Source organism: Aminipila butyrica, assembly GCF_010669305.1.
Classification (GTDB): Bacteria; Bacillota; Clostridia; order Peptostreptococcales; family Anaerovoracaceae; genus Aminipila; species Aminipila butyrica.
In genome coordinates this window covers 2,688,780-2,712,674 of the sequence record NZ_CP048649.1, presented here as the reverse complement: position 1 = coordinate 2,712,674, position 23,895 = coordinate 2,688,780, and the positions used below count along the sequence as shown (strand labels likewise).

Sequence of the window (23,895 nt, the reverse complement as noted above, 5' to 3'; positions counted from 1 at the left end):
TATAGGCAAGCTCAGAAAATTTCAGGAGGAATACGACGTGAAAATGAAATCCATTGTGCCAATGTGTATTTTATGTATGCTACTGTTTCCAACCATAGCATATGCTAAATCTGTGACAGTTACGATTCCAGAGTTCCCGGTTATTATTAATGGACAGGCAATGGAGAGTAAGTATAATCAATTCCCCTTACTGTTATACAAGGATATTACCTATTTTCCGATGGCCTATGACTATGCAAGATTCTTAGGAGTAAAGGCCAATTGGTATGAAAAAAGCCGCAGTTATGGTAATAAAGGCGTTTTGTTTGTTGGTGTAGCCGATTCGGCGGCTACAGAATTGAGTATTATTTCAACGAAGACTTTAAATAAGAAAACCGGGACCGCCACAGTTGCCGAGTATGGTCTGGCGTTAAATACGACAAATCCTCAAAGATATCTGAATAACATGAACGAATCCTACCCCATTTTGAACTTTCGTGGTATCACCTATTTCCCGCTGACATGGAGGTTTGCTGTTGAAGAATTTGGCTGGAAGTACTCCTATGATAAAAAGACTGGCCTGCAAATTGAAAGCGGTAATCCTTTCCGCCCGGTTATTTCTGACAAAGTAATTGGTGCGACACTGCCTCGGGCAACAGGTATGGATTATTATTACGGCAAAGAATATTACGTAGGATATCCCACAACGACTTTCGATAATAATTATAAACTTGTGATACGAAAACGTGGGCAGTTGGAACAAGAATATAGCTTGGTGGATCAAATTCAAGGAGATTTTTATTTCAATATGAAAAAGAATGAAAAGGGAGCTTTTGTAGATTCAGACCCCGCTATAACAGGTAATCTCTTTTCAATTGGCTGTAGAAAAGTGGATATGACTGGAGAACGCTACATCGTATTAAAAATAGATTTAAATACGGGAAAAGTCATTTCTCAAGAGGGTACCCCGCAATAGCGAATGAAACAGCAAATTAAAATAGTATTGTGAATATATAAATGCTGGAAGAAGTTTACGCTACTTGGAAATCGGACTGTAGATAAGGAAAAAACTTGTCTACAGTCTTTTTAGCGTATGAAGCATAGGTGCTAATCTCAATGAGTATTGAGATGGTAAAAAATTATGCTAGCGCCAAATTTTATTCAAAAATAATAAATAATGCTTGCATAAAAATAATAAAAAAAGTATAATTATTGGAAGCATTGTGCAGGAAAAGAAAAAGCTATTGAAAAGTACAGAGAAATCAGGAAAGGAAAGGTCGTAACATGGAAGCGCTGTTATATTTGGAAGACGGAACGGTCATCACAGGAAAAGGGTTCGGATATGAGGCTACCAGAGTGGGCGAGCTGGTTTTCAACACCGGCATGACCGGGTATCAGAAGACTCTGACGGACCCCTCTTACATGGGTCAGATTATCACCATGACGTATCCCCTCATCGGGAATTATGGAATCAGCCTCATAGACAATGAAGCAGATGGGATTTATGCTTTCGGATTGGTGGCAAAGGACATATGCTTTACCCCCTCCAACGCCAACAGCGTCATGAACATAGATCAGTGGCTGAAGCAGATGAAAGTTCCCGGTATCTGGAAGGTGGACACCCGGAGCATCACCAAAAAAATACGTAAAGAAGGAACGATCAAGTGTGTTATCAGCACAGAAGGCATCACCGTAGAGGAGGCTAAGAAAATCTGTCAGGAGACGGCGCTCCGCAACGATTGGATGAAGGCGGTATCCATCAAGGAAAAGCGGATCATAGCCGCTCCTGATAGCATGGAAGGCATCAAGAAGCGGGTGGCTGTGTTGGACTTCGGTGTAAAAAAAAGTATTTTAGAGAGCTTGAACAGCCGTGGCTGTGAGCTGCATTTATTTCCCTATGGTACAGGAGCCGAAGAAATTTTGGCCATGAAACCAGAGGGTATTTTTTTGACAAATGGGCCGGGGGACCCGGAGGAGGCCACAGAGGCGATTGCTGTCACCAGAGAAATCATGGGCACGGTGCCTACCTTTGGCATCTGCATGGGCCATCAGGTGCTGGCCTTGGCCGCAGGAGGCAAGACCTATAAATTAAAGTATGGACATCGAGGCGCAAATCATGGGGTCTACGACAAGGAAACCAATCGTTCTTACATTACCTCTCAAAATCACGGATACGCCGTGGATTCGAATAGTATTATCTTAAAGGGGATGGAAGTGACTCACATTAATCTTAACGATGGCACTGTAGAAGGCATGAGACACCGAGATCTGCCCATATTCTCTGTGCAATATCACCCGGAGGCTTCCCCAGGGCCTAACGATAACCAGTACTTATTTGATAAATTTGTGAATATGATGAAAGGCGGTGTGCTATAGTGCCAAAGAAGAACTACTTGAAGAAAGTGTTAATCATCGGATCAGGACCCATTATCATCGGACAGGCCGCCGAATTTGACTATGCGGGAACCCAAGCCTGCAAGGCCATTAAGGAAGAAGGCATTCATACGGTTCTGGTTAACAGCAATCCGGCGACGATTATGACCGACCGGGGCATTGCGGATACCGTATACATGGAACCCTTGACGGAAGAGGCCATGCAGCAGATTTTGCAGAAAGAGCGGCCTGATGGGATTTTGGCTGGATTTGGGGGCCAGACTGGTCTCAATCTGGCTATGGAGTTAGACGAGAAAGGTGTGCTCCAAGAATTGGGGATTGAGCTGCTGGGTATCAATAAGGATAGCATACGCAAGGCAGAGGACCGAGAAGAGTTTCGAGACTTGATGCTGGAAATCGGAGAACCTATCCCCAAGAGCATTATTGCGACCTCTCTGGAGGAATGTCAGAAATTCGTACAAGAGGCTGGCTATCCGGTGATTATTCGTCCGGCTTTCACCCTAGGAGGCACTGGGGGAGGCATTGCCAGCAATGATCAGGAGCTGGAGCTCTACTGTCAGCGGGGACTGGAAAGCAGTGCCATCGGCCAGATTTTGCTGGAAAAGTCTGTAGCAGGCTGGAAGGAAGTGGAGTATGAGGTGATGCGGGACTCTAAGGATAACTGCATCATCATTTGTAGTATGGAAAATCTAGACCCGGTGGGTGTCCATACAGGAGACAGCATTGTGGTGGCACCGACTCAGACCCTGCGAGATGAAGAATATCAAATGCTGAGAGACTCCTCTCTTAAAATCATCAGAAGCCTAAAGATTGAAGGGGGCTGCAACGTACAGTTTGCCTTGAATCCCATCACCAGTGAATACATCGTTATCGAGGTTAATCCTCGGGTAAGTCGGTCCTCTGCACTGGCTTCCAAGGCAGCGGGTTATCCCATCGCCAAGATTGCGGCCAAGATTTCTCTAGGGTACAATCTAGACGAACTAAAAAACTATGTGACCCAGAGCACCAGTGCCTGTTTTGAACCAACTTTGGATTATTGTGTGGTGAAGTTCCCTAAATGGCCTTTCGACAAGTTCGGTAATGCCTCTAGAAAGTTGGGAACCCAGATGAAGGCCACCGGCGAAGTCATGTCCATCTGCCGAACCTTTGAAAGTGCTTTGCTGAAAGCCGTCACTTCCCTGGAAGTGAAATGTAATGGCTTGCGGGTACCTTTCGTTACCAAGTTGGAAAACCAGCGACTGATTAAAAAGCTAGAAGCCTGCGATGATGAACGGATTTTCTGTGTGGCAGAAGCCATGAGAAGAGGCTATGATATAGAAAAAATCTTTGAAAAGACCAAGATTGACCGATGGTTCCTGAATAAGATTCAAAATATTATTTCCATGGAAAAGACTCTTGCCAGCCGGGAGCTGGACGCAGAACTGCTGCTGGATGCCGAAAGCATGGGGTTCACGGATGTGGAAATTTTAGCGCTGACTGGCACGTCCAGGGAGGTACTCCAGGATATGCGGGTCTATAACGATATTTATCCGGTCTATAAAGTGGTAGATACCTGCGGGGGTGAGTTCGATGCGGTGACCCCATATTATTATTCCTGTTATGAAGGGGAGGATGAAAGCTGCATATCCGCTAATAAGAAGATACTGGTCATTGGTTCAGGTCCAATTCGTATTGGACAAGGTATCGAGTTCGATTATTGCTGCGTACAGGGTGTGTGGGCTATCAAGGAATTAGGCTATGAGGCCATTTTAATGAATAATAATCCAGAGACGGTAAGTACGGATTTTGATACATCAGATAAATTGTATTTTGAATCCCTTCACGTGGACAATGTCATGAATGTCATCAAAAAGGAAAGGCCTTACGGCGTGGTGCTTCAGTTTGGCGGACAGACCTCTTTAAATCTGGCGGAGCAGCTTCACAAGCGGAGTATCAAGTTGCTGGGCACGGGGTTTAAATCCATTGATTTGGCAGAGGACCGGGAAAAGTTTAACGACTTGCTCCAGGAGCTGGGTATTCCTACCCCGGAGGGTTGTGCGGTCACGGATGAGGATAGTGCTTTTAAAGTGGTGAAGCAGCTGAGTTATCCAGTAGTAGTGCGGCCATCCTATGTTATAGGAGGCCGGGCCATGCAGGTGGTGTACAGCGACGAGGAGTTAGGTAAATACCTTAGAGAAGCCGTTTCTTTGACCAAAGAACATCCAGTTCTCATCGATAAGTATATCCAAGGCAAGGAGATGGAAGTAGACGCTATCTGTGACGGAGAAGATATTTTGATTCCAGGCATCATGGAACACATCGAGCGGACCGGTGTCCATTCGGGAGACAGCATGACGGTGTATCCGCCACATACCTTATCACAGGCCACTATTGATACGGTGTTGGATTATACGGAGCGCATAGCCAAGGCGTTGAATGTGCTGGGACTAGTGAATATCCAGTATGCCTTCGATGGACAAAAGGTCTATGTGATTGAGGTGAATCCTCGAGCCTCCAGAACGGTGCCGATTCTTAGCAAGGTTACCGGGGTGCCTATGATTAAGCTGGCCATTTCCGCCATGCTGGGGAAAAAGCTGAATCAGTTTGAATATGGTACAGGCCTCTACAAGAAGTCCGGCAAGTATGCAGTAAAGGTTCCTGTATTCTCTGGGGCTAAGCTTACTGATGTGGATGTAACCCTGGGGCCTGAAATGAAGTCCACCGGAGAAGTTTTGGGCATTGACGAAGAGCTGTCCAAGGCGATTTACAAGGGCTTTCTAGCGGCCAACATTCGTATACCGATTCAGGGTGGTGTATACTTTGCTTTGCGGGATACGGAGCGGACGGCGTATACGCTGAAAGTGGTAAAGATGTACCGGGAGCAGGGGTATCAACTGTACTGTTCTCCTTGGACTCATTCGTATTTTGTTGAAAATGGTATTGAGGCGGTGCCTTTGGAGGCGGAAGAAGCAAAAGGCATGATTGGCCAGGCGATTCAAATTTTCATCAATGTGCCAAGTGTGGCTAACCGGCCGGAGCGAGAGGACTTCATGCTGCGGCGAAAAGCAATTGAGCATGGTTTGCCGGTGCTGACCTGTATGGATACGGCAGAGGCCTTTATGACAGCGGTAGGGTTAAAGGCAGCTGGGACTCAGCTGGATTACTGTGTCTTAGGTTAATAAGAGGAGAACGCAATAGAACGCATTTCATGGTTTAAGAAATCGCACGTCCATTTACAGAGAAGATAAAAGGGGCCCTTCCGGCAGTACTGGAAGGGCCTCTTTTTATGTGCAGCGGTTTGAGCAATCAAACCTTAGAATGGTTGAATGGTTTTGTTGTACAGCATAACGATAGACAGAAGGAAAGCCGAAACCATGATGACAAATGTAGCTTTGTCGGCTACGGAAGGCAGCAGGGCAACCTTCTGTTCTTTTCTGGTGTACAGATACAAGAGGATACCAGGACCGTACAGCAAAGAAGAAATCAGAATGTAAGTGACTCCGCTGGCATACAGTAACCACGCACCATAAATTGTACCGATAATGGCGAAAAACCACGATTTAGCTCGTTCACCAGCGCTTGCATTTTCCAGTCCGTCTCCCTGTATGTTAATCTTCAAGAAATACAGGGCCGAGAAGATATACGGGAACATGATGGCACTGGTAGAGAGGGTATAACAAGCCTGATAAGAGGATTCGTTGAAATATACGATGATTAAAAACATTTGTACAATCAGAGTGGTAATGATAACGGAAACCACTGGAGAATTGTTCTTATTTAATTTCGTAAACATTTGTGGGAAGCATTTGGAAAGAGCTGGACCGTAGCCGCTGTCGATGCTGAGGATGGAATAGGTAAACATAGCGCCACCCAGAGAAATGATAACGGCGATGTTGACAAAAGCTGCCCCCCAAGGGCCAACTACTGCAGCCAACACGCCAGCCATTGGCGGGTTGCCTAGTTCAGCTAACTCGGACTGTGTGAGAACACCCATGCTCAGCATAGAAATCATCAGGTAGAGCGCAAGCAGACACAAGAAAGATATGACGGTAGCACGTCCGGCGATGGCTGTGCTCTTGGCACGTCCAGAGATAACAACAGAACCTTCTATGCCGATAAACAGCCAAACGGTCACGTAAGCGGTGGATTTTACTTGTTCTAATAAGCTCATATCACTGTTGGAACCGCTGAAGTTTTCCATGAAAACCGCAAGATCAAAGGCCCGTGCCACAATAATGGCCACGACCATAACCAGGATAGGCAAAAGCTTTGCTATAACGACGATTACATTGATGGTGACGGCCTCATTGACGCCCTTCAGAATCAGCAGGGCTAGAAGCCATATAAACGCAGAACCACAGAGGATAGATATAAAATTGCTGCCGGATCCGAATACCGGGAAGAAATAGCTTAAAGCTGAAAAGAATAAAGTTACAAATGCGATTTGGGCTAAAATGGCACTCATCCAGTAGCCCCAGGCTGCGTTAAAGCCGATGTAGTCGCCAAAGCCGTGCTTGGCATAGTTGTAAATACCGCTGGTCATTTCAGGCTTTCGCACGCTGAGTTGGAAGAAGCACATGCACAGACCCAACATACCTACACCACAGATGAGCCAGCCAATCAATACCGCTAGGGTATGTGCTCCGCCTGCTGCAAAATCCCCTGACAAGCTGAACACACCGCTGGCTAGGGTGGTGCCTATGGCAAACATGGTTAATCTTAACGTGCCGAGAGTTCTAGTCTGATCTAAAGAATTATCTTTCATATAAAAGGACTCCTTTCCGGAATAGAATAATATCATCAGAGGGTGACAGGCACCCCCTGATGTATGCTACATAGTGTTTAGTTATTCTAATTGGTATGGAAGTGATTCTTTGATTGTCTGCGGAACTAGAAGCGCAGGGACAGGCAGCTGAGCCCACCATCCAGCTTTCTGTATTCAGATGTATCAACCAAAAGAACCTTATAGCCGGCATCCTTTACTACTTTTTCAACAGTTGGATAGCCTTCTGGAACGATAACTGTTCCGTTCATCCAGATGCAGTTGGCCGCATAAGCCTCGTCATCCGGAATGATAAGCTTATTGTATTTGGAGAACTCTGGCTTTTCAATAAATTCGCCAGAAACCAGCATATTATTGTTTTCGATATAGTTTACGCCAGTTTTTAAGTGGAGTACTTTTTCCAGAGGGACTTCGGAACCGGTCAGGCCGTGCTTTTCTAAAATAGCGATGAACTGACGGATGCCTTCCTCATTTGTTCTGGCAGAACGTCCAACGTAGAAATGATCGCCTACCATCATAACATCGCCGCCATCCAGTGTTCCAGGGTCCTGAATGTACTCAATTTTGTCGTCGGAGAAGAACTTTTTAATCGCAGGCAAAATTTCTGCTTTCTCGCCGTTTCTGCTGTCTGCACCTGGATTGGCGATGATAGCACACTTGCTGGTGATAACAGCCGGATCTTCTACAAAGCAGGAATCTGGAAAGTCTTCCAGTGCTTCTAAAACGGTTACTTCAACCCCGCACTGCTTCAATGCTTCAATATAATTGTCATGTTGCTTTAAAGCCAGTTCATAATCAGGTTGGCCTAATTCAGGAGCAGAGGTGATACCTTCTACCATAGCTTTGCACGGTCTTCTTACGATACAATTTTTAAACATTCCTTTACCTCCATAAATTGTGGTTCATTTAATTGAAACTTAATTAATTAAATTTTCAAACATTTCTTGCATATATAATATATTGTATACGTATAATTGTCAAGTTCCTTTTTTAGAATTATATATTGTATATTATATATCGTATTTTATATTCTTGATTTTGTTTGTCTGTGGTGATATCATGAATCCATACTACAGTTGACACACATCGAAGTAGTGTGTGCAGAGAAAGGCTTTTTATGTATAAGTTTCAATCCTTAAAAGATCACGTGTACAATTACATTGCCCAACAGATACTAGAGGGCAATCTGCTGCCGGATGAAAAAATCAACGAAAATAAGATTTGCCAGGAGCTGGATATCAGCAGGACTCCGGTCCGGGAAGCATTGATTCAGCTGGCTAGTGAGAACGTGCTGGAAAACGTTCCGCGAAAGGGATTCGTTCTGCGAAAACTGGATTCCCGGGAGGCAGCGGAGATATACGAAGTGGTAGGTGTCCTGGACGGCTATGCCGCTACTTTGGCTTGCGGCAAGTTGTCGGAAAAGACCTTGAAGGACATGGAGTTTTATATTGAGAGCATGGATTTGGCTATCCATTCCGGAAATTATGAAATGTACTACAAACAGCAGGAGATTTTTCATCAGCTGTATCTGGTCGAATGTGGCAATGATACGCTGATTGACAGCCTGATTAAATTGAAGAACAAGTTTATGACCAAGAACTATAACCTTAATCATATTATGGATCTTGAAAATGTATTGCAGGAGACCAATGACGAGCACAAGGTTATGTTGGATTTATTCCGCAGCAACAAAAACTCCGAATTAGAGCACTATATCCGCTCGGTTCATTGGGACCCGACTAAATCTGATACGGAAGTGACCAATTGACGGATTTCTTCAAAAAAGGAAGAAAAAGTAAAGATATAGAAAGTAAAAAGGGCAGGAGGCAGTTCAGGTCGCAGCAGGCGACAGACTTCCCTGCTTTTTTTGTGGGCGTGACCGTAAGCGAGAGGAGGGAACCTTATCGAGGCAGCGAAAATATACTATATAGAGGTGAACTATATGAGGACATTAAAAAGGATAAATAATTCGAAAAACTTATACCAGCCAGCAGGCAGCTTGTCTAATAAGGAGAACCGTCCAGAGGCAAGCCAAGAGGCAGAAGGAATGAGGCGCAGGCAAATGGCCAAGAACGCCTTTGTAGAAGATACATTTATTCGTAATCGAACAGGTTTTGTGACTATTTCTTATGGGGCTATGGGGCGGAACCGTATTGTAGAGACACAAGTTGTGACTCTAGTGGTGGAAAAACAGACTCGGATATGGGATCAGTTCGGCAACCGAATCGGCTTTCGTGAGTTGAATCCGGGCATGGTGATAGATGCCAGTTTTTCGGAGGAGATGACCAAGAGCATTCCTCCCCAAGCCCGGGCATACACCATCACCGTTGTTCGGGAGCGAAAATCGTCTATTATAGACGAAGGCCGGGTAGTAGAGGTGACGTCAGATGGGCGATTCGGCTATATTCTCACCGGTATGGCTAACAATCCCAATCGGCAGATGCGCTACGTGGTCAGCAATGAGACGAAGCTGCGGGATCGGCAGGGAAACCGAATCAATTTGATGGCTATCCGACCGGGGCAGATTGTGAGGATTGAAAGAGAGGCTTTTCAGACCGCAAGTATTCCCCCTCAGACCAGTGCACTTTCTGTGCAGGTTATTTCTCGCTGAGGCAGCTGAGACAGATGAAGAGGTACGCCGCAATGTTCATGCAGCGTACCTCTTCGTTGGTTGTGTGACCTGAAATAAAAGCCGTAAGATTTAATTATCTTACGGCTTTTCTCTAGATCTGAAAACATTATTTTTTATAGGAGGCCTTTTGGCCTAGGGATTCTTCTTTGTACGCTGCCAGCAGGTGCTGACTATATATTCTCTAAAGCCTGTTCTACCTTGCAGATACCCTTTTGGATCAGACAGGCGGCACTTTCAAGACTTTCAGCGGCTTCACATAGCCTTCTGCAGCAAAGCGCATTCAAGGCTCTGCAAGCTTCTTCCAGTCCTTTGCGGAGGCAGCAGATGCCTTCCCGAATGTCGCGGACTTCCTGACAGTTCAGGTTATTTTCTGCCTGACACAGACCCCGCTCAAGCTGACAGATGGCTTCTTTGATTAGACAAATCGCGTTGTTCAAAAGTTGCTGGGCTTCGCATAGCTGGCAGCACTGGAGCGACTGCAAGGCTTCGCATAGACAAGCCAGCCCTTTTCGCGCGTTACAGATACCTTCACGAATATCTGCTATGCCTCTTATGCAATTACAATTCATATTTCATTCCTCATTTATATGATATTACCCAATGATAGGGTTACTACATTATATGAAGAAAGTTGCTTTCTGCTATCATTCTTTTTCCCAGCTATGAGAAGATGACTGTTGTTCCACCTTGAGGCTGGCTTGAGCTTCCTGCCAATGGACCCATTTCAGAAGGAATGTCTGGGTGATTCCTGCCAGGGGTACCGCCAGAATCATGCCGAGGATGCCCCAGTAATAGCCTGCGACGGAAACGGCCAGCAGGACGAACAGCGGATGAAGCCCCGTGGTAGAGCCTACAATTTTAGGATAAATTAGATTACCATCAATTTGCTGGACGATGAGCAGAACGATTACCGCTGTGATGCCCTGGGTCAGCCCATCGGTAAAGGCCCCCACGATAAAGGCTGGAATCATTCCCATAATCGGCCCAAAATATGGGATGATGTTGGCCAGACCGGCAAAACAGCCGATGAAAACAGCAAAGTCCAATCCCAGGATAGACAGTCCTAGGGAAGAGATAATGGCCACAATCAAGGAATCAAGCAGGGCACCTCGGATAAAGGCAGAGAGCACACTGTTGATATCATTTAAAGTCTCTGTCAGCACGGCATTGGCTTTTTGCGGTAGAGTCAAGTGGAGAAATTTTCGCCACAGGCGGGCGAAAAAGTCCTTATCCATCAGGATGTAGATACTGATAATCATGCCGATGACCAGGTTGACGATGCTGCCGCTAATGCCGGTAATCCAGTTGATGGCTGAACCAGCACTAAAATGAGTGGACAGCCACACCATTCCTCGATTCGCAAAAGCTTGAACGTGCTCTGCCAGGCCCATGTCAGGAAGACCTGCAATCCAGTTTTTGATGCTGACCTCATAGGTAGAAACATACTCCACCACCGCATTGACCATGCTGTCGATGCCAGAAAAAACAAACTGACCTAAAATCAGTACGGCAAAGGCATAGATGACCATGACGATAATCGCAATGAGGATGATATAAGTCAGAAGGACGCTGATCAGCCGCTTGGTCTTCTCCATTTTAGCTAGTCGGGCGGAGTCCTTGGTATGGGTAAAAATAATCTTACTCATCAATTTTTTATTAATCATATCCACTAGAGGACTGAGGAGATACGTGAGAATCAGACCGATAAACAGGGGATTCAAGGCAGAGCCCAGGCTGGAAAATACAGCCAATAACCCAGCGGTCAGATTATTGAAGTTTTTTATGATGAAAAACAGCGCGTAAAGCACGGCAGCGGTAAAGGCTATAAAAATGCTGTACTTCCACCAATGCTTTTCCGGCAGATATTCTTTAAATTTTGTCATACTTGCACCTTTCAACTTTAGATAGTATCATATGTATAGGTAAATAAGCCGGAATACCGGCATTCGGAGCTGAAACAGAGAAAGGCCCTGAAACAGTCTTATAGTAGAAATTATATCCATTATTATATCGTTTCACACAGGGACAGACAAGGAGAAAAGAACGAATTATGAAAAGTATTCCTGAATTGTTGGCGCCTGCAGGGGGAATGCGGCAGTTGAAAGCTGCCGTGGAAAACGGAGCGGACGCTGTGTACCTGGGAGGAAACCTGTTTAACGCCCGTATTCATGCGGACAATTTTAATCGAGAGCTTATGGCGGAAGCAGTGGCTTACGCACACTTACGAAATGTAAAAGTATATGTGACCATGAACATTCTGGTGAAGACCAGTGAGCTGGAAGAAGCGGCGAACTATGCCAGGGAATTGTATGAACTGGGGGTAGATGCACTTATTGTTCAAGATTTAGGGCTTGCCCGGCTTTTGAGAAGGCGTCTGCCTGAGATGCGATTACATCTGTCTACCCAGGGGACTGTCTATAACCTGTCCGGGGTACGGATGGCTAAGAGGCTGGGCTTTCAGCGGGCAGTGCTGGCCAGGGAGGTCACGCTGGAGGAGATAAAGGATATCACTCGGGAGCAGATGTTGGAAATCGAGGTCTTTGTTCACGGCGCGCTCTGCATCTGTTATTCGGGCCAATGTCAGATGAGCCGGATTTTGGGCGGACGCAGTGGGAATCGAGGGCTTTGCGCCCAGCCATGCCGACTGGGCTTTACGTCGGTGAAGAGCAGGATAGACCAGGAAAAAGAAGAGGGTTCCCATTTGCTGAGCCCCAAAGATTTGTGCGCCATTGATTATTTAGATCAGCTGGCAGAAGCCGGTGTAGATTCTTTGAAAATTGAAGGACGTATGAAGTCAGCTGAATATATAGCTGTAGTAACGGGCATCTACCGAAAGTATTTAGATGAATATCGGGAGAATGGCTGCTATCAGGTGTCAGAGGAAGATCGGCAGAAATTGGAGCAGGTATTCAACCGGGGCGGCTTCACGACGGGATATCTGGAAGGAAATCCGGGAGATTCTCTTATGTGGCCGGAGCTGCCTAAGCATCAAGGGGTGTTTGTGGGCAGGGTCTTAGGCTCAGCAGGCCGAAGTCTGATTGATATTCAGCTAGAGCGGGACTTGGCTATGGGGGACGGCATTGAAATCCGCAATCCACATATGCCCGGCAATGTGCTTAGCTATTTAAAAGATCTAGGAGACGGCAAGGTACGGGTAGGAGATATACGGGGGCCGGTAAAACCTGGGGATAAAGTGTATAAAATCACAGATAAAAAGCTCATGGAGGACGCCCGAGAGAGTTTTGAGGATGCCAGCAGCCACCGTATGCAGCAATATAAGAAAATTCCGGTGAACGCTGTTTTTAGAGCCGAAATTGATCGATATCCGCAGTTGGAGCTGCGGGAAGGAGCTTTGTCTGTCCAAGTGACAGGCAAGGTGAAAGTAGAAAAAGCGTTGAAGAGGAGTATTGGAGAAGAGGACATCAAAAAGCAGTTGAGTAAGACCGGGGATATGCCTTTTAAGCTGGGGGAATTAAAATGCCATCTGGAGGAAGGATTGGCGTTGTCAGCTTCAGCCATCAATGAACTTCGGCGGGAGGCTTTTCAGCTGTTGATGACGGAAAAGGTTCGAGGCCGCTGCTTGAATCCGCAGCAGCAGGAACTTTTTTCAGAGCAGGACGTTGTCTGTCCGGAAAAACCGGAGGAGGCCTGTTCCGTTATTTTCTTAGCTGGCCAGTTGCAGGCTGAGGCTGGGGGCCTTCAGGTGGAACTTTATTTTCACACCTTGGATCAGCTTCGACTGGAGACGATTCAGCAGGCCGAAGAGCAGCTTCGACAGGTGGGCTTGGTTCCGGCAGGTTGGCGGGTCTATGTCCCGTTGTATGAGTATGCCGCAGAACGCCAGCGGCAAGGAACGGAAGGGGATTTGAGCATCAGGCTGGCGAATATTCGGCAGGGGTATGAGCTGGAGGTCACTCCGTATTTGCCTTGCGTGACGAAGGGCGCTTGGGATGACTACGTAAGGGCCAATTTTGAATCGTTGGTTTTGCTCTGTCAGGATTCTGGTATCGCTATGGGCAATTTAGGATGGATCAGCGAATTTCAGCAGGCTGGAGTACCGGTATATGGAGATTACGGGCTAAATATATTTAATGAAGAGGCGGCTGCATGGTGCCGGGAAATGGGTCTAGCCGATTTTATCCCTTCTCATGAAACGTACAAAAGTTGGGAAGGAAGCAATGCAGAACGGTGGACAGACACCTTTGCCGGCGATATTCCCTTAATGGTCAGCGAACACCTTTTTTCACAAGAGCCGTTTATAGACCGGAAGAACCAAGCATTTGCTTTTGCTGAAGACGCTCTGGGCAGCAAGAGCATGCTCCTGAGAAAAGAAGGCCTTTCTATAACCGAAGAGCTTCAGAGAGGATGCGGAAAAAAACTACGCATCTATTATAAGTAGCAAAGCGAGAGAGAACAGGCAATATTATATAGCAGCTAAGGTTTATATTTATAGTACAAATAGGAGGTGGAAGCTGTGGTCACAGGAAAAGTACATTCTTTTGAATCCCTAGGGGCAGTAGATGGACCGGGGCTCCGACTGGTGGTGTTTTTGCAGGGCTGTCCTGCAAGGTGCAAGTATTGCCACAATCCAGATACTTGGAGTCCTCAAGGCGGACAGGAAGTGGGAACAGAAGATATCCTCCAACGGGCTAAGCGAGGGCTGAATTATTATGGGGATAAGGGGGGCGTGACCTTTTCTGGGGGAGAACCGCTTTTACAGGGGGCCTTTCTCCGGGAAGCTTTGTTGGCTTTAAAGGAAGCCGGGATTCATACCGCGATTGACACCAGCGGTACGTATGTAGATGAATTTACAGATGGCGCGGTAGACGCTTGCCAGTTAGTTCTGCTAGATGTGAAGCATACCCAGCCGGAAGGATTTCGGGACTTGACAGGACGAGGACAGGAGACTCTTTTGCAGTTAATTGATCTAATCAATAAATACGAGAAGCCTGTATGGGTACGACAGGTGATTATCCCGGGACTAAACGATACAGAAGCAGACATCGTTCAATTAAATCAATTTATCCAGCGAATTCATCGGATTGAAAAAGTGGAACTGCTGGGATACCACAGCATGGGTGCAGAAAAATATGAAGCGCTGGGGATTCCTTACTCGCTGAAAAAAGTCTTGCCTCTGGATGGAGATGTTTTAAAGCAATTGCAGAGCAAGGTAATATATGGTAGGTGAAGAGTGACAAAGCAGGCAATGATGAATTTTGTCTAGTGAAGGGGATATGCGGCGAAAACGGCTGTAGAACGCCGTTTTGAGGGGAAGGAAAAGGCGTGTTTTCTGGCAGTTTAATGAGAAAGAAGAAAAAAATTGAAAAACTTGCGGAAAAGTGTTGACAAAACATGTGAGCTTTGGTATTCTAATATAGCTGTCGCAAGTGATCGCAACGAAAACGGCGCAGCATGAACCTTGAAAACTTCATAGTGTAAAAGAATTAGTCAAGAGAATATTAAGTTATTCTCCAAACTAAGTACAATCAATCAGCATGATTGGTAAGATAACCAAACTTGTTTTGGAAGTCAACGTACAATTTCTTAAAAACAATAATTCTAGGATTTACGGAAACGTAAAGAATAGAACAAGCAAACGCAAATGTGTTTAGCTTGAGTCGAAAGACAAACTTGATTTGAATCAGAGCAATCTGACTTAAATACCATTTACAAAGAGTTTGATCCTGGCTCAGGATGAACGCTGGCGGCGTGCCTAACACATGCAAGTCGAGCGAGAAATTTACAAACAAATCTTCGGAAGAGTGCGTAAATGGAAAGCGGCGGACGGGTGAGTAACGCGTAGGCAACCTGCCTCATGCAGAGGGATAGCCTCGGGAAACCGGGATTAAAACCTCATGATGCAAGGAAAACACATGTTTTTCTTGTCAAAGATTTATCGGCATGAGATGGGCCTGCGTCTGATTAGCTAGTTGGTAGAGTAACGGCCTACCAAGGCAACGATCAGTAGCCGACCTGAGAGGGTAATCGGCCACATTGGAACTGAGACACGGTCCAAACTCCTACGGGAGGCAGCAGTGGGGAATATTGCACAATGGGCGAAAGCCTGATGCAGCAACGCCGCGTGAGCGAAGAAGGCCTTTGGGTCGTAAAGCTCTGTCCTTGGGGAAGAAACAAATGACGGTACCCAAGGAGGAAGCCCCGGCTAACTACGTGCCAGCAGCCGCGGTAATACGTAGGGGGCGAGCGTTATCCGGAATTATTGGGCGTAAAGAGTGCGTAGGTGGTCTTGTAAGCGTGGGGTGAAAGGCAGTGGCTTAACCATTGTAAGCCCTGCGAACTGTGAGACTTGAGTGCAGGAGAGGAAAGCGGAATTCCTAGTGTAGCGGTGAAATGCGTAGATATTAGGAGGAACACCAGTGGCGAAGGCGGCTTTCTGGACTGTAACTGACACTGAGGCACGAAAGCGTGGGGAGCAAACAGGATTAGATACCCTGGTAGTCCACGCCGTAAACGATGAGCACTAGGTGTCGGGGTCGCAAGACTTCGGTGCCGCAGTTAACGCATTAAGTGCTCCGCCTGGGGAGTACGCACGCAAGTGTGAAACTCAAAGGAATTGACGGGGACCCGCACAAGCAGCGGAGCATGTGGTTTAATTCGAAGCAACGCGAAGAACCTTACCAGGACTTGACATCCCTCTGACAGTCCCTTAACCGGGATCTTCCTTCGGGACAGAGGAGACAGGTGGTGCATGGTTGTCGTCAGCTCGTGTCGTGAGATGTTGGGTTAAGTCCCGCAACGAGCGCAACCCTTGTCAATAGTTGCCAGCAGTAAGATGGGCACTCTATTGAGACTGCCGTGGATAACACGGAGGAAGGTGGGGATGACGTCAAATCATCATGCCCCTTATGTTCTGGGCTACACACGTGCTACAATGGCTGGTACAGAGAGACGCAAGACCGTGAGGTGGAGCAAATCTCCAAAACCAGTCCCAGTTCGGATTGTAGGCTGCAACTCGCCTACATGAAGTTGGAGTTGCTAGTAATCGCAGATCAGAATGCTGCGGTGAATGCGTTCCCGGGTCTTGTACACACCGCCCGTCACACCATGGAAGTTGGGGGTGCCCAAAGTCGGCCAGTAAATAGGCTGCCTAAGGCAAAATCAATGACTAGGGTGAAGTCGTAACAAGGTAGCCGTATCGGAAGGTGCGGCTGGATCACCTCCTTTCTAAGGAGACTAACTTTTACACTATGAGTTTTTTTCATGGGCTTGTAGCTCAGGTGGTTAGAGCGCACGCCTGATAAGCGTGAGGTCGGAGGTTCGAGTCCTCCCAAGCCCACCAGAACTTTAAAAAGTTCTAAACGTACTTTGAAAACTGAATAATATGCAAATAAATATCAGAAGTGTTAATAACACACAAAAATAGATACGAAATCGAGGTTATCGAAAGATAACAAAAGAACAGTTAAACTAAGACAAGTCTTTTTAGAATTGTTAAGGGGAAACTACGATTTCAACCGAGAAACCAGAAGAAATGCAAGTCTTTACACAAGTGTGAATGACGAAGTTTCTTAACAAACTAAATCCTGTTTAACGCTAAACAGGTAAATTGCTGGTCAAGCAAATAAGAGCATAAGGTGAATGCCTTGGCACTAGGAGCCGATGAAGGACGTGGCAAGCTGCGAAAAGCTGCGGTGAGGAGCAAACATCCGTCAACCCGCAGATGTCCGAATGGGGGAACCCACCTATGGTAATGCGTAGGTATCCTATGATGAATAAAATAGTCATAGAGAAGGTAACCCGGGGAACTGAAACATCTAAGTACCCGGAGGAAGAGAAAGAAACATCGATTTCCTAAGTAGCGGCGAGCGAAAGGGAAAGAGGCCAAACCAGTGCTTGCACTGGGGTTGTGGACACTCATCACGTATGGCGTGTATAGTCAAAGTTGTCTGGAAAGGCAAACCGAAGAGGGTAAAAGTCCCGTAGACGAAATGCACAAGATGCAGAGTGAATCCAGAGTACCACCGGACACGTGAAACCCGGTGGGAAGCCGGGGGGCCCACCCCCCAAGCCTAAATACTACCTAGTGACCGATAGTGAACAGTACCGTGAGGGAAAGGTGAAAAGAACCCCGGGAGGGGAGTGAAATAGAACCTGAAACCTTATGCTTACAAGCAAAGGGAGCGCAAGTGACCTTGTACTTTTTGTAGAACGGGCCAACGAGTTATGGTATGTAGCAAGGTTAAGGTGCTGGAGCACTGGAGCCGTAGCGAAAGCGAGTCTGAATAGGGCGGTTAGTTGCATGCTGTAGACCCGAAACCGGGTGACCTATCCATGTGCAGGTTGAAGCGAGAGTAAAATCTCGTGGAGGACCGAACTCATGTCTGTTGAAAAAGGCTGGGATGACGTGTGGATAGCGGTGAAATTCCAATCGAACCCGGATATAGCTGGTTCTCCTCGAAATAGCTTTAGGGCTAGCCTCAAGGAAAATGATACTCGGAGGTAGAGCACTGAATGTTCTAGGGGCCTTCACCGGTTACCGAAAACTATCAAACTCCGAATGCCGAAGTATTAAACTTGGGAGTCAGACTATGTGAGATAAGTTTCATAGTCGAAAGGGAAACAGCCCAGACCAACAGCTAAGGTCCCAAAATGTAAGTTAAGTGGAAAAGGATGTGGAGCTGCATAAACAGCTAGGATGTTGGCTTAGAAGCAGCCACTCATTTAAAGAGTGCGTAATAGCTCACTAGTCGAGTGGCTCTGCGCCGAAGATAAACGGGGCTAAAACTTACTACCGAAGCTTTGGAATTATCGTAAGATAATTGGTAGAGGAGCATCGTATGCGGGCAGAAGCGAAGCCGGAAGGCTTGGTGGACTGCATACGAGAGAGAATGTTGGCATGAGTAGCGTAAGGCAGGTGAGAATCCTGTCCACCGAAAATCTAAGGTTTCCTGAGGAAGGTTCGTCCACTCAGGGTTAGTCGGGGCCTAAGCCGAGAGCGAACGCTGTAGGCGATGGACAACTGGTTGAGATTCCAGTACCACCGAAATTCGTTTGAGCGAAGTGGGGACACAGAAGGATAAGCTGAGCGCACCGTTGGTAGAGTGCGTCTAAGCGTCAAGGGAGAACAGGTAGGCAAATCCGCTTGTTCAATTCTGAGGCGTGATGGGGAGGGAAATAAAGTACCGAAGCAGCTGATTTCACACTGTCAAGAAAAGCCGCTAGCGAGAATGTAGGTGCCCGTACCGTAAACCGACACAGGTAGATGAGGAGAGAATCCTAAGGTGAGCGAGAGAACTATTGTTAAGGAACTCGGCAAAATAACCCCGTAACTTCGGGAGAAGGGGTGCCTGCGAAAGCAGGCCGCAGTGAAAAGGCCCAGGCGACTGTTTACCAAAAACACAGGTCTCTGCAAAAGCGAAAGCTGAAGTATAGGGGCTGACGCCTGCCCGGTGCTGGAAGGTTAAGGGGACTGCTTAGGGTAACCGAAGGCATGAACTTAAGCCCCAGTAAACGGCGGCCGTAACTATAACGGTCCTAAGGTAGCGAAATTCCTTGTCGGGTAAGTTCCGACCCGCACGAAAGGCGTAACGATCTGGGCACTGTCTCAACAATAGACTCGGTGAAATTGTAGTACCGGTAAAGATGCCGGTTACCCGCAGCAGGACGGAAAGACCCCATGGAGCTTTACTGCAGCTTGATATTGGATTTCGGCGTTGCATGTACAGGATAGGTGGGAGGCTACGAAGCTAGGACGCCAGTTTTAGCGGAGCCACCGTTGGGATACCACTCTTGTAACGTTGAAGTTCTAACCATGTACCGTGAACCGGTACTGGGACAGTGTCAGGCGGGCAGTTTGACTGGGGCGGTCGCCTCCTAAAGAGTAACGGAGGCGCCCAAAGGTTCCCTCAGCGCGGACGGAAATCGCGCGAAGAGTGTAAAGGCAGAAGGGAGCTTGACTGCGAGACCAACAAGTCGAGCAGGGACGAAAGTCGGGCTTAGTGATCCGGTGGTACCGAGTGGAAGGGCCATCGCTCAACGGATAAAAGCTACCCTGGGGATAACAGGCTGATACCGCCCAAGAGTCCACATCGACGGCGGTGTTTGGCACCTCGATGTCGGCTCGTCTCATCCTGGGGCTGAAGTAGGTCCCAAGGGTTGGGCTGTTCGCCCATTAAAGAGGTACGCGAGCTGGGTTCAGAACGTCGTGAGACAGTTCGGTCCCTATCCGCTGTGGGCGTAAGAAATTTGAGTGGAGCTGTCCTTAGTACGAGAGGACCGGGATGGACATACCTCTGGTGCACCAGTTGTCTTGCCAAAGGCATAGCTGGGTAGCTACGTATGGAAGGGATAAGCGCTGAAAGCATCTAAGTGCGAAGCCCCCCACAAGAAAAGATTTCCTCCAGAAATGGTAAGACCCGTGAGAGACTATCACGTTGATAGGTCGGAGGTGGAAGTGCAGTAATGCATGGAGCTGACCGATACTAATAGGTCGAGCGCTTGACCAAAATGGTTTCAAGGAAAAATCTGATAGAACAATGTATATTATTCAGTTTTGAGAGTACGCTCTCAAGTAAACAAGCTAGAATCTAGTGACAATAGCGAGGAGGCTCCACCTGTTCCCATCTCGAACACAGTAGTTAAGCTCCTTAGCGCCGATGATACTTGGCGGGCAGCTGCCTGGGAAAGTAGGACGTTGCTAGTTTGAGAAAAAAGACATTCCGAAAGGGATGTCTTTTTTCTATGGGTAGAGATATTATCCTTTGCCCCCAGGACAAAACTAAATTGTTTTGTAAAAGGCTGACGTGATATGCTATAATATAATAAACCCGACTGCTTAGGTTTGGTGTTGACTATTTGAAAGGAGGGAAAGCTCATGACGTTTTTTAAAATTCTTTTTATAGCCCTTTTAAGTTTTCCTATCCTTTACGTGTCCATGATCTTTATAGCCAAATTGACGGCGGAGACGAAAAAGAAAAAATAATTAGGAGTTTGTAGTATGAAAAGGGGACTGTTTATCTCGATTGAAGGACCAGATGGCTCCGGCAAATCCACACAGATCAACTTATTGAGAGATTTTTTTAATTGCCAGGAAAGAGCAGTCATTTTGACTAGAGAGCCCGGTGGAACTGTTATCAGTGAAAAAATCAGACAGATTATTCTGGATAAGGAGCATACGGAAATGGACCCCATGACAGAAGCTCTTTTGTATGCTGCGGCCAGGGCCCAGCATGTAGCAGAGATAATTAAGCCTGCACTGGAAAAAGGCATAACGGTCATCTGCGACCGCTTTGTAGATTCCAGCATAGCTTATCAGGGTTATGGCAGGCAGTTAGCCCAACCGGTTCAGGTAATTAACGAATATGCAGTAGCTGGATGTATGCCTGATGTGACCTTCCTGCTAAAAATTGATCCCAGTGTGGGGAAAAAGCGTATCCGGGAAGAAGAGCAGGATCGGCTGGAAAAAGAGAAGCTGGAATTCCACCAAGCTGTATTTCAAGGTTATTTAGCCATGGAAAAGGCTTATCCTCAGCGAATTATCGGCATTGATGCTTCTAGGAGCATCGAAGAGGTGAGCCAGGATATACTGGTACACTTAAGTCGTCTAAGCAAAGACTTGCAGCAGACGGAAAGATAAGAGAGAATGATCTTAAGAGATATTGATAACAATAGAAAATTAATGGAGCGGCTGGGTTACCTTTCGGCTTCACAAAACCTTTCTCATGCGTATATCTTTGAAGGAGATGCCTGTGTAGATAAAGAGCTGTTAGCAAACTGCTTCATCAAGGCTATTCTTTGTGAGGAGCATCAGGGAGAAGGCTGTGACAGCTGTATCTCCTGCAATAAGATAAACCATGGGAATTACGAGGATATTCTCTACGTGGCAGCCGATGGGAAAAGTATTAAAGATGAGGCGATTGAGGAGCTTCAGGGAAGGCTGCAAAAAAAGCCTTTTTTTGGAGATCGAAATATTGCCGTTATCAAGCAGGCGGATACCATGACTGTGCGGGCGCAGAACCGCCTGTTGAAGACCTTGGAAGAGCCACCTAGAGGAACGATTCTCATCCTATTATCGGAAAATACAGAGAATCTGATTCCAACGATCTTATCTCGGTGTGTAGCATTCCGGGTAGAGCCTTTTGAGACCCCGGAGTACGGACAGATCAAAGAAAATGCTCAAGAACTGGTGCGAATGCTGCTGAACCGAGATCCCTTTTATGCCTTGAAAGCCAAGCTGGGACAAGTTGCGGAGGATAAAGACGCAGCGATGAAACTGCTGGACGGCATGGAACTGATTTATAGAGATTTGGCCATCGCCAATACGCGGGAGAGCCGAAATTATACCAAGGAATCCATCTACCGAGCGGTGGAATGGATTGAAGAAGCAAGAAGAGATTTGCAAAGAGGCATGAATACAGGCTATGCCATGAAAAATTTGATGATAAAAATTGGAGGATAGATAATGGTAAAAGTAGCGGGCGTGCGGTTTAAAAAAGCGGGAAAGGTATATTACTTTGATCCCGGTGATTTAGACATTAAGCAGGACAGCAATGTAATCGTGGAAACTGCTCGTGGCATGGAGTACGGAACGGTTACTTCTGATATAAAGGATGTGTCTGAAAGTGAGATTGTGGCACCCTTAAAAAAAATTATGAGGATTGCCACCGAGAAAGATCGGGCGCAGCATTTGGAAAACCTCAAGAAAAAAGAGCGGGCCATCACCCTTTGTCAGGAAAAAGTAAATAAGCATAAGCTGGATATGAAGCTCATCGATGTGGAATACACCTTTGACAACAGTAAGATTATTTTCTACTTTACAGCGGACGGCCGGGTGGATTTCCGGGAGTTGGTTAAAGACTTAGCCGGCGTGTTTAAAATGCGGATTGAGCTGCGGCAGATAGGTGTCCGAGACGAGGCGAAGATGGTAGGCGGCATCGGCAGCTGCGGCAGAGGCCTTTGCTGTCATACTTGGCTGCCAGAATTTGAGCCCGTATCCATCAAGATGGCCAAGGTGCAAAACCTGTCCCTGAACCCTACAAAAATATCGGGCATCTGTGGCAGACTTATGTGCTGTTTAAAGTATGAAAATGACATTTATATGGAATTGCGCAAGGGTATGCCAGAGGTGGGAGAACGAATTAAGACAGCAGATGGAATTGGCGTCGTGTTTGACTCCAATATTTTGGAAAATAAGGTTAAAGTTCGGCTGATTTTAGAAGAAAAGACGGCAGATAAGCCGGAGAAGCTCAGCGTAGATTTCTATACCTATAAAAAGCAGGAAATCAAGCGTATGGATCACCACCGAAAGAAAGAGAGCAACAAGGATATTCTGGAGGATCTGGACGATGATCTGCTGGATGAAATCAAGAACTTGTTGAAGGAGTAATGACGGTATGTGGGATAATTTTCTCCTGCCGGGTGAGCGGGTAGATGGCACTGGATTCGGGCAGCTAAAGCTCATTCAGAAGCCGGAGGAGTTCTGCTACGGAGTGGACGCTGTTCTTCTGGCGGATTTTGCGGCCAAGGCTGCCAGAGGCGGCAGTGCCGTGATGAAAGCCGTAGACTTGGGTACCGGCACTGGCATCATTCCGTTGATTCTCAGCCACAAGACCTCTTTAAATCAGATTTATGCCGTGGAAGTTCAGCAGCCTTCCTTTGAAAGGGCTTGCCGAAATGTAGAACTGAATGGACTGAAAGAGCGGATTGTCGTAGTCCGGGAAGATGTTTTACACGTAGAAACCAATCTATCTCATTGGAAAGGAACGTTTGACTTGGTTACCACCAACCCACCTTATATGATCGGAGGGGCGGGGCTGACCAATGGTAATTCGGCCAAAACCACAGCTAGACACGAGACGACTGCTGGGCTGGAGGATTTCATCAGGACGGCAGCCTCTTTATTGAGGGATAAAGGACAACTCTTTATGGTTCATCGGCCCAGCCGGCTGGTGGACATTTGTGAAGCTTGCCGTAGATATAAGGTCGAACCCAAGGAGCTGCGGTTTGTATCACCTAATAAAAATACAAAGCCCAATATCCTGTTAATACGCTGTGTAAAGGGAGGAAATCGGGAGTTGAAGCTGCTGGAACCTTTATACGTTTATGAGGAAGATGGCAGCCGTTATACGGAAGAATTGATAAATATATATGAGAGATAGAGGCAGGGGCA

At 46.7% G+C, this 23,895-nt stretch carries 15 protein-coding genes, 1 tRNA gene and 3 rRNA genes; 15 read left to right on the top strand and 4 right to left on the bottom strand.

The features are described from left to right. The first annotated feature begins 37 nt into the window (after positions 1-37). From Ami103574_RS12880 to carB, 3 genes are all read left to right on the top strand, one after another. Positions 38-955, top strand: a complete 918-nt coding sequence (locus Ami103574_RS12880) for a hypothetical protein (RefSeq protein ID WP_163067373.1) — start codon at positions 38-40, stop codon at positions 953-955. 308 nt (positions 956-1,263) lie between these two features. Then, positions 1,264-2,355: a glutamine-hydrolyzing carbamoyl-phosphate synthase small subunit gene (gene carA / locus Ami103574_RS12875; protein WP_163067372.1), complete on the top strand. Its 1,092-nt coding sequence runs from the start codon at positions 1,264-1,266 to the stop codon at positions 2,353-2,355. After that, the gene (carB, locus tag Ami103574_RS12870; RefSeq protein WP_163067371.1) at positions 2,355-5,531 is read left to right on the top strand and encodes a carbamoyl-phosphate synthase (glutamine-hydrolyzing) large subunit; all 3,177 of its coding nucleotides are present in this window, start codon (positions 2,355-2,357) and stop codon (positions 5,529-5,531) included. Before carA ends, carB begins: the two co-directional genes overlap by 1 nt. 134 nt (positions 5,532-5,665) lie before the next feature. On the opposite strand, the gene Ami103574_RS12865 is transcribed toward carB, so the two are convergent. Together Ami103574_RS12865 and Ami103574_RS12860 are read right to left on the bottom strand one after the other, a co-directional pair. Then, positions 5,666-7,117: a basic amino acid/polyamine antiporter gene (locus Ami103574_RS12865; RefSeq protein ID WP_163067370.1), complete on the bottom strand. Its 1,452-nt coding sequence runs from the start codon at positions 7,115-7,117 to the stop codon at positions 5,666-5,668. Between the two features lie 125 nt (positions 7,118-7,242). Continuing rightward, on the bottom strand, positions 7,243-8,013 hold the full coding sequence (locus tag Ami103574_RS12860; protein WP_163067369.1) for a dimethylarginine dimethylaminohydrolase family protein: 771 nt from the start codon (positions 8,011-8,013) through the stop codon (positions 7,243-7,245). Positions 8,014-8,252: 239 nt separating this feature from the next. Between Ami103574_RS12860 and Ami103574_RS12855 the strand changes: the two genes are divergently transcribed. Together Ami103574_RS12855 and Ami103574_RS15870 are read left to right on the top strand one after the other, a co-directional pair. Then, positions 8,253-8,903: a GntR family transcriptional regulator gene (locus Ami103574_RS12855; protein WP_163067368.1), complete on the top strand. Its 651-nt coding sequence runs from the start codon at positions 8,253-8,255 to the stop codon at positions 8,901-8,903. A gap of 174 nt (positions 8,904-9,077) precedes the next feature. Further along, the gene (locus tag Ami103574_RS15870; protein WP_246213148.1) at positions 9,078-9,746 is read left to right on the top strand and encodes a hypothetical protein; all 669 of its coding nucleotides are present in this window, start codon (positions 9,078-9,080) and stop codon (positions 9,744-9,746) included. A 191-nt stretch (positions 9,747-9,937) separates the two neighbouring features. On the opposite strand, the gene Ami103574_RS12845 is transcribed toward Ami103574_RS15870, so the two are convergent. Together Ami103574_RS12845 and Ami103574_RS12840 are read right to left on the bottom strand one after the other, a co-directional pair. Next, positions 9,938-10,336, bottom strand: coding sequence for a hypothetical protein (locus Ami103574_RS12845; protein ID WP_163067367.1), 399 nt, complete (start codon positions 10,334-10,336; stop codon positions 9,938-9,940). A 75-nt stretch (positions 10,337-10,411) separates the two neighbouring features. After that, the gene (locus Ami103574_RS12840) at positions 10,412-11,650 is read right to left on the bottom strand and encodes an AI-2E family transporter (protein ID WP_163067366.1); all 1,239 of its coding nucleotides are present in this window, start codon (positions 11,648-11,650) and stop codon (positions 10,412-10,414) included. Between the two features lie 167 nt (positions 11,651-11,817). Between Ami103574_RS12840 and Ami103574_RS12835 the strand changes: the two genes are divergently transcribed. The 10 genes from Ami103574_RS12835 to Ami103574_RS12790 all read left to right on the top strand — a co-directional run bounded on the left by Ami103574_RS12835 (position 11,818) and on the right by Ami103574_RS12790 (position 23,884). Further along, on the top strand, positions 11,818-14,166 hold the full coding sequence (locus Ami103574_RS12835) for a peptidase U32 family protein (protein ID WP_163067365.1): 2,349 nt from the start codon (positions 11,818-11,820) through the stop codon (positions 14,164-14,166). Positions 14,167-14,241: 75 nt separating this feature from the next. After that, on the top strand, positions 14,242-14,955 hold the full coding sequence (pflA, locus tag Ami103574_RS12830; RefSeq protein ID WP_163067364.1) for a pyruvate formate-lyase-activating protein: 714 nt from the start codon (positions 14,242-14,244) through the stop codon (positions 14,953-14,955). Positions 14,956-15,433: 478 nt separating this feature from the next. Then, positions 15,434-16,952: ribosomal RNA gene (locus Ami103574_RS12825) — 16S ribosomal RNA — on the top strand. Between the two features lie 38 nt (positions 16,953-16,990). Beyond that, a tRNA-Ile gene (locus tag Ami103574_RS12820) sits at positions 16,991-17,067 on the top strand. 272 nt (positions 17,068-17,339) lie between these two features. Then, positions 17,340-20,233: ribosomal RNA gene (locus Ami103574_RS12815) — 23S ribosomal RNA — on the top strand. 80 nt (positions 20,234-20,313) lie between these two features. Then, positions 20,314-20,430, top strand: a 5S ribosomal RNA gene (gene rrf / locus Ami103574_RS12810). The 16S, 23S and 5S rRNA genes sit together here with 1 tRNA gene alongside, the layout of an rRNA operon. Before the next feature lie 294 nt (positions 20,431-20,724). Then, positions 20,725-21,363, top strand: a complete 639-nt coding sequence (tmk, locus tag Ami103574_RS12805) for a dTMP kinase (RefSeq protein WP_163067363.1) — start codon at positions 20,725-20,727, stop codon at positions 21,361-21,363. A gap of 6 nt (positions 21,364-21,369) precedes the next feature. Then, the gene (locus Ami103574_RS12800) at positions 21,370-22,185 is read left to right on the top strand and encodes a hypothetical protein (protein WP_163067362.1); all 816 of its coding nucleotides are present in this window, start codon (positions 21,370-21,372) and stop codon (positions 22,183-22,185) included. 3 nt (positions 22,186-22,188) lie between these two features. Beyond that, positions 22,189-23,112, top strand: coding sequence for a PSP1 domain-containing protein (locus Ami103574_RS12795; RefSeq protein WP_163067361.1), 924 nt, complete (start codon positions 22,189-22,191; stop codon positions 23,110-23,112). Between the two features lie 7 nt (positions 23,113-23,119). Next, a complete protein-coding gene (locus Ami103574_RS12790; RefSeq protein WP_163067360.1) occupies positions 23,120-23,884 on the top strand; it encodes a tRNA1(Val) (adenine(37)-N6)-methyltransferase in 765 nt (254 codons plus the stop codon). The last annotated feature ends 11 nt before the right edge of the window (positions 23,885-23,895 follow it).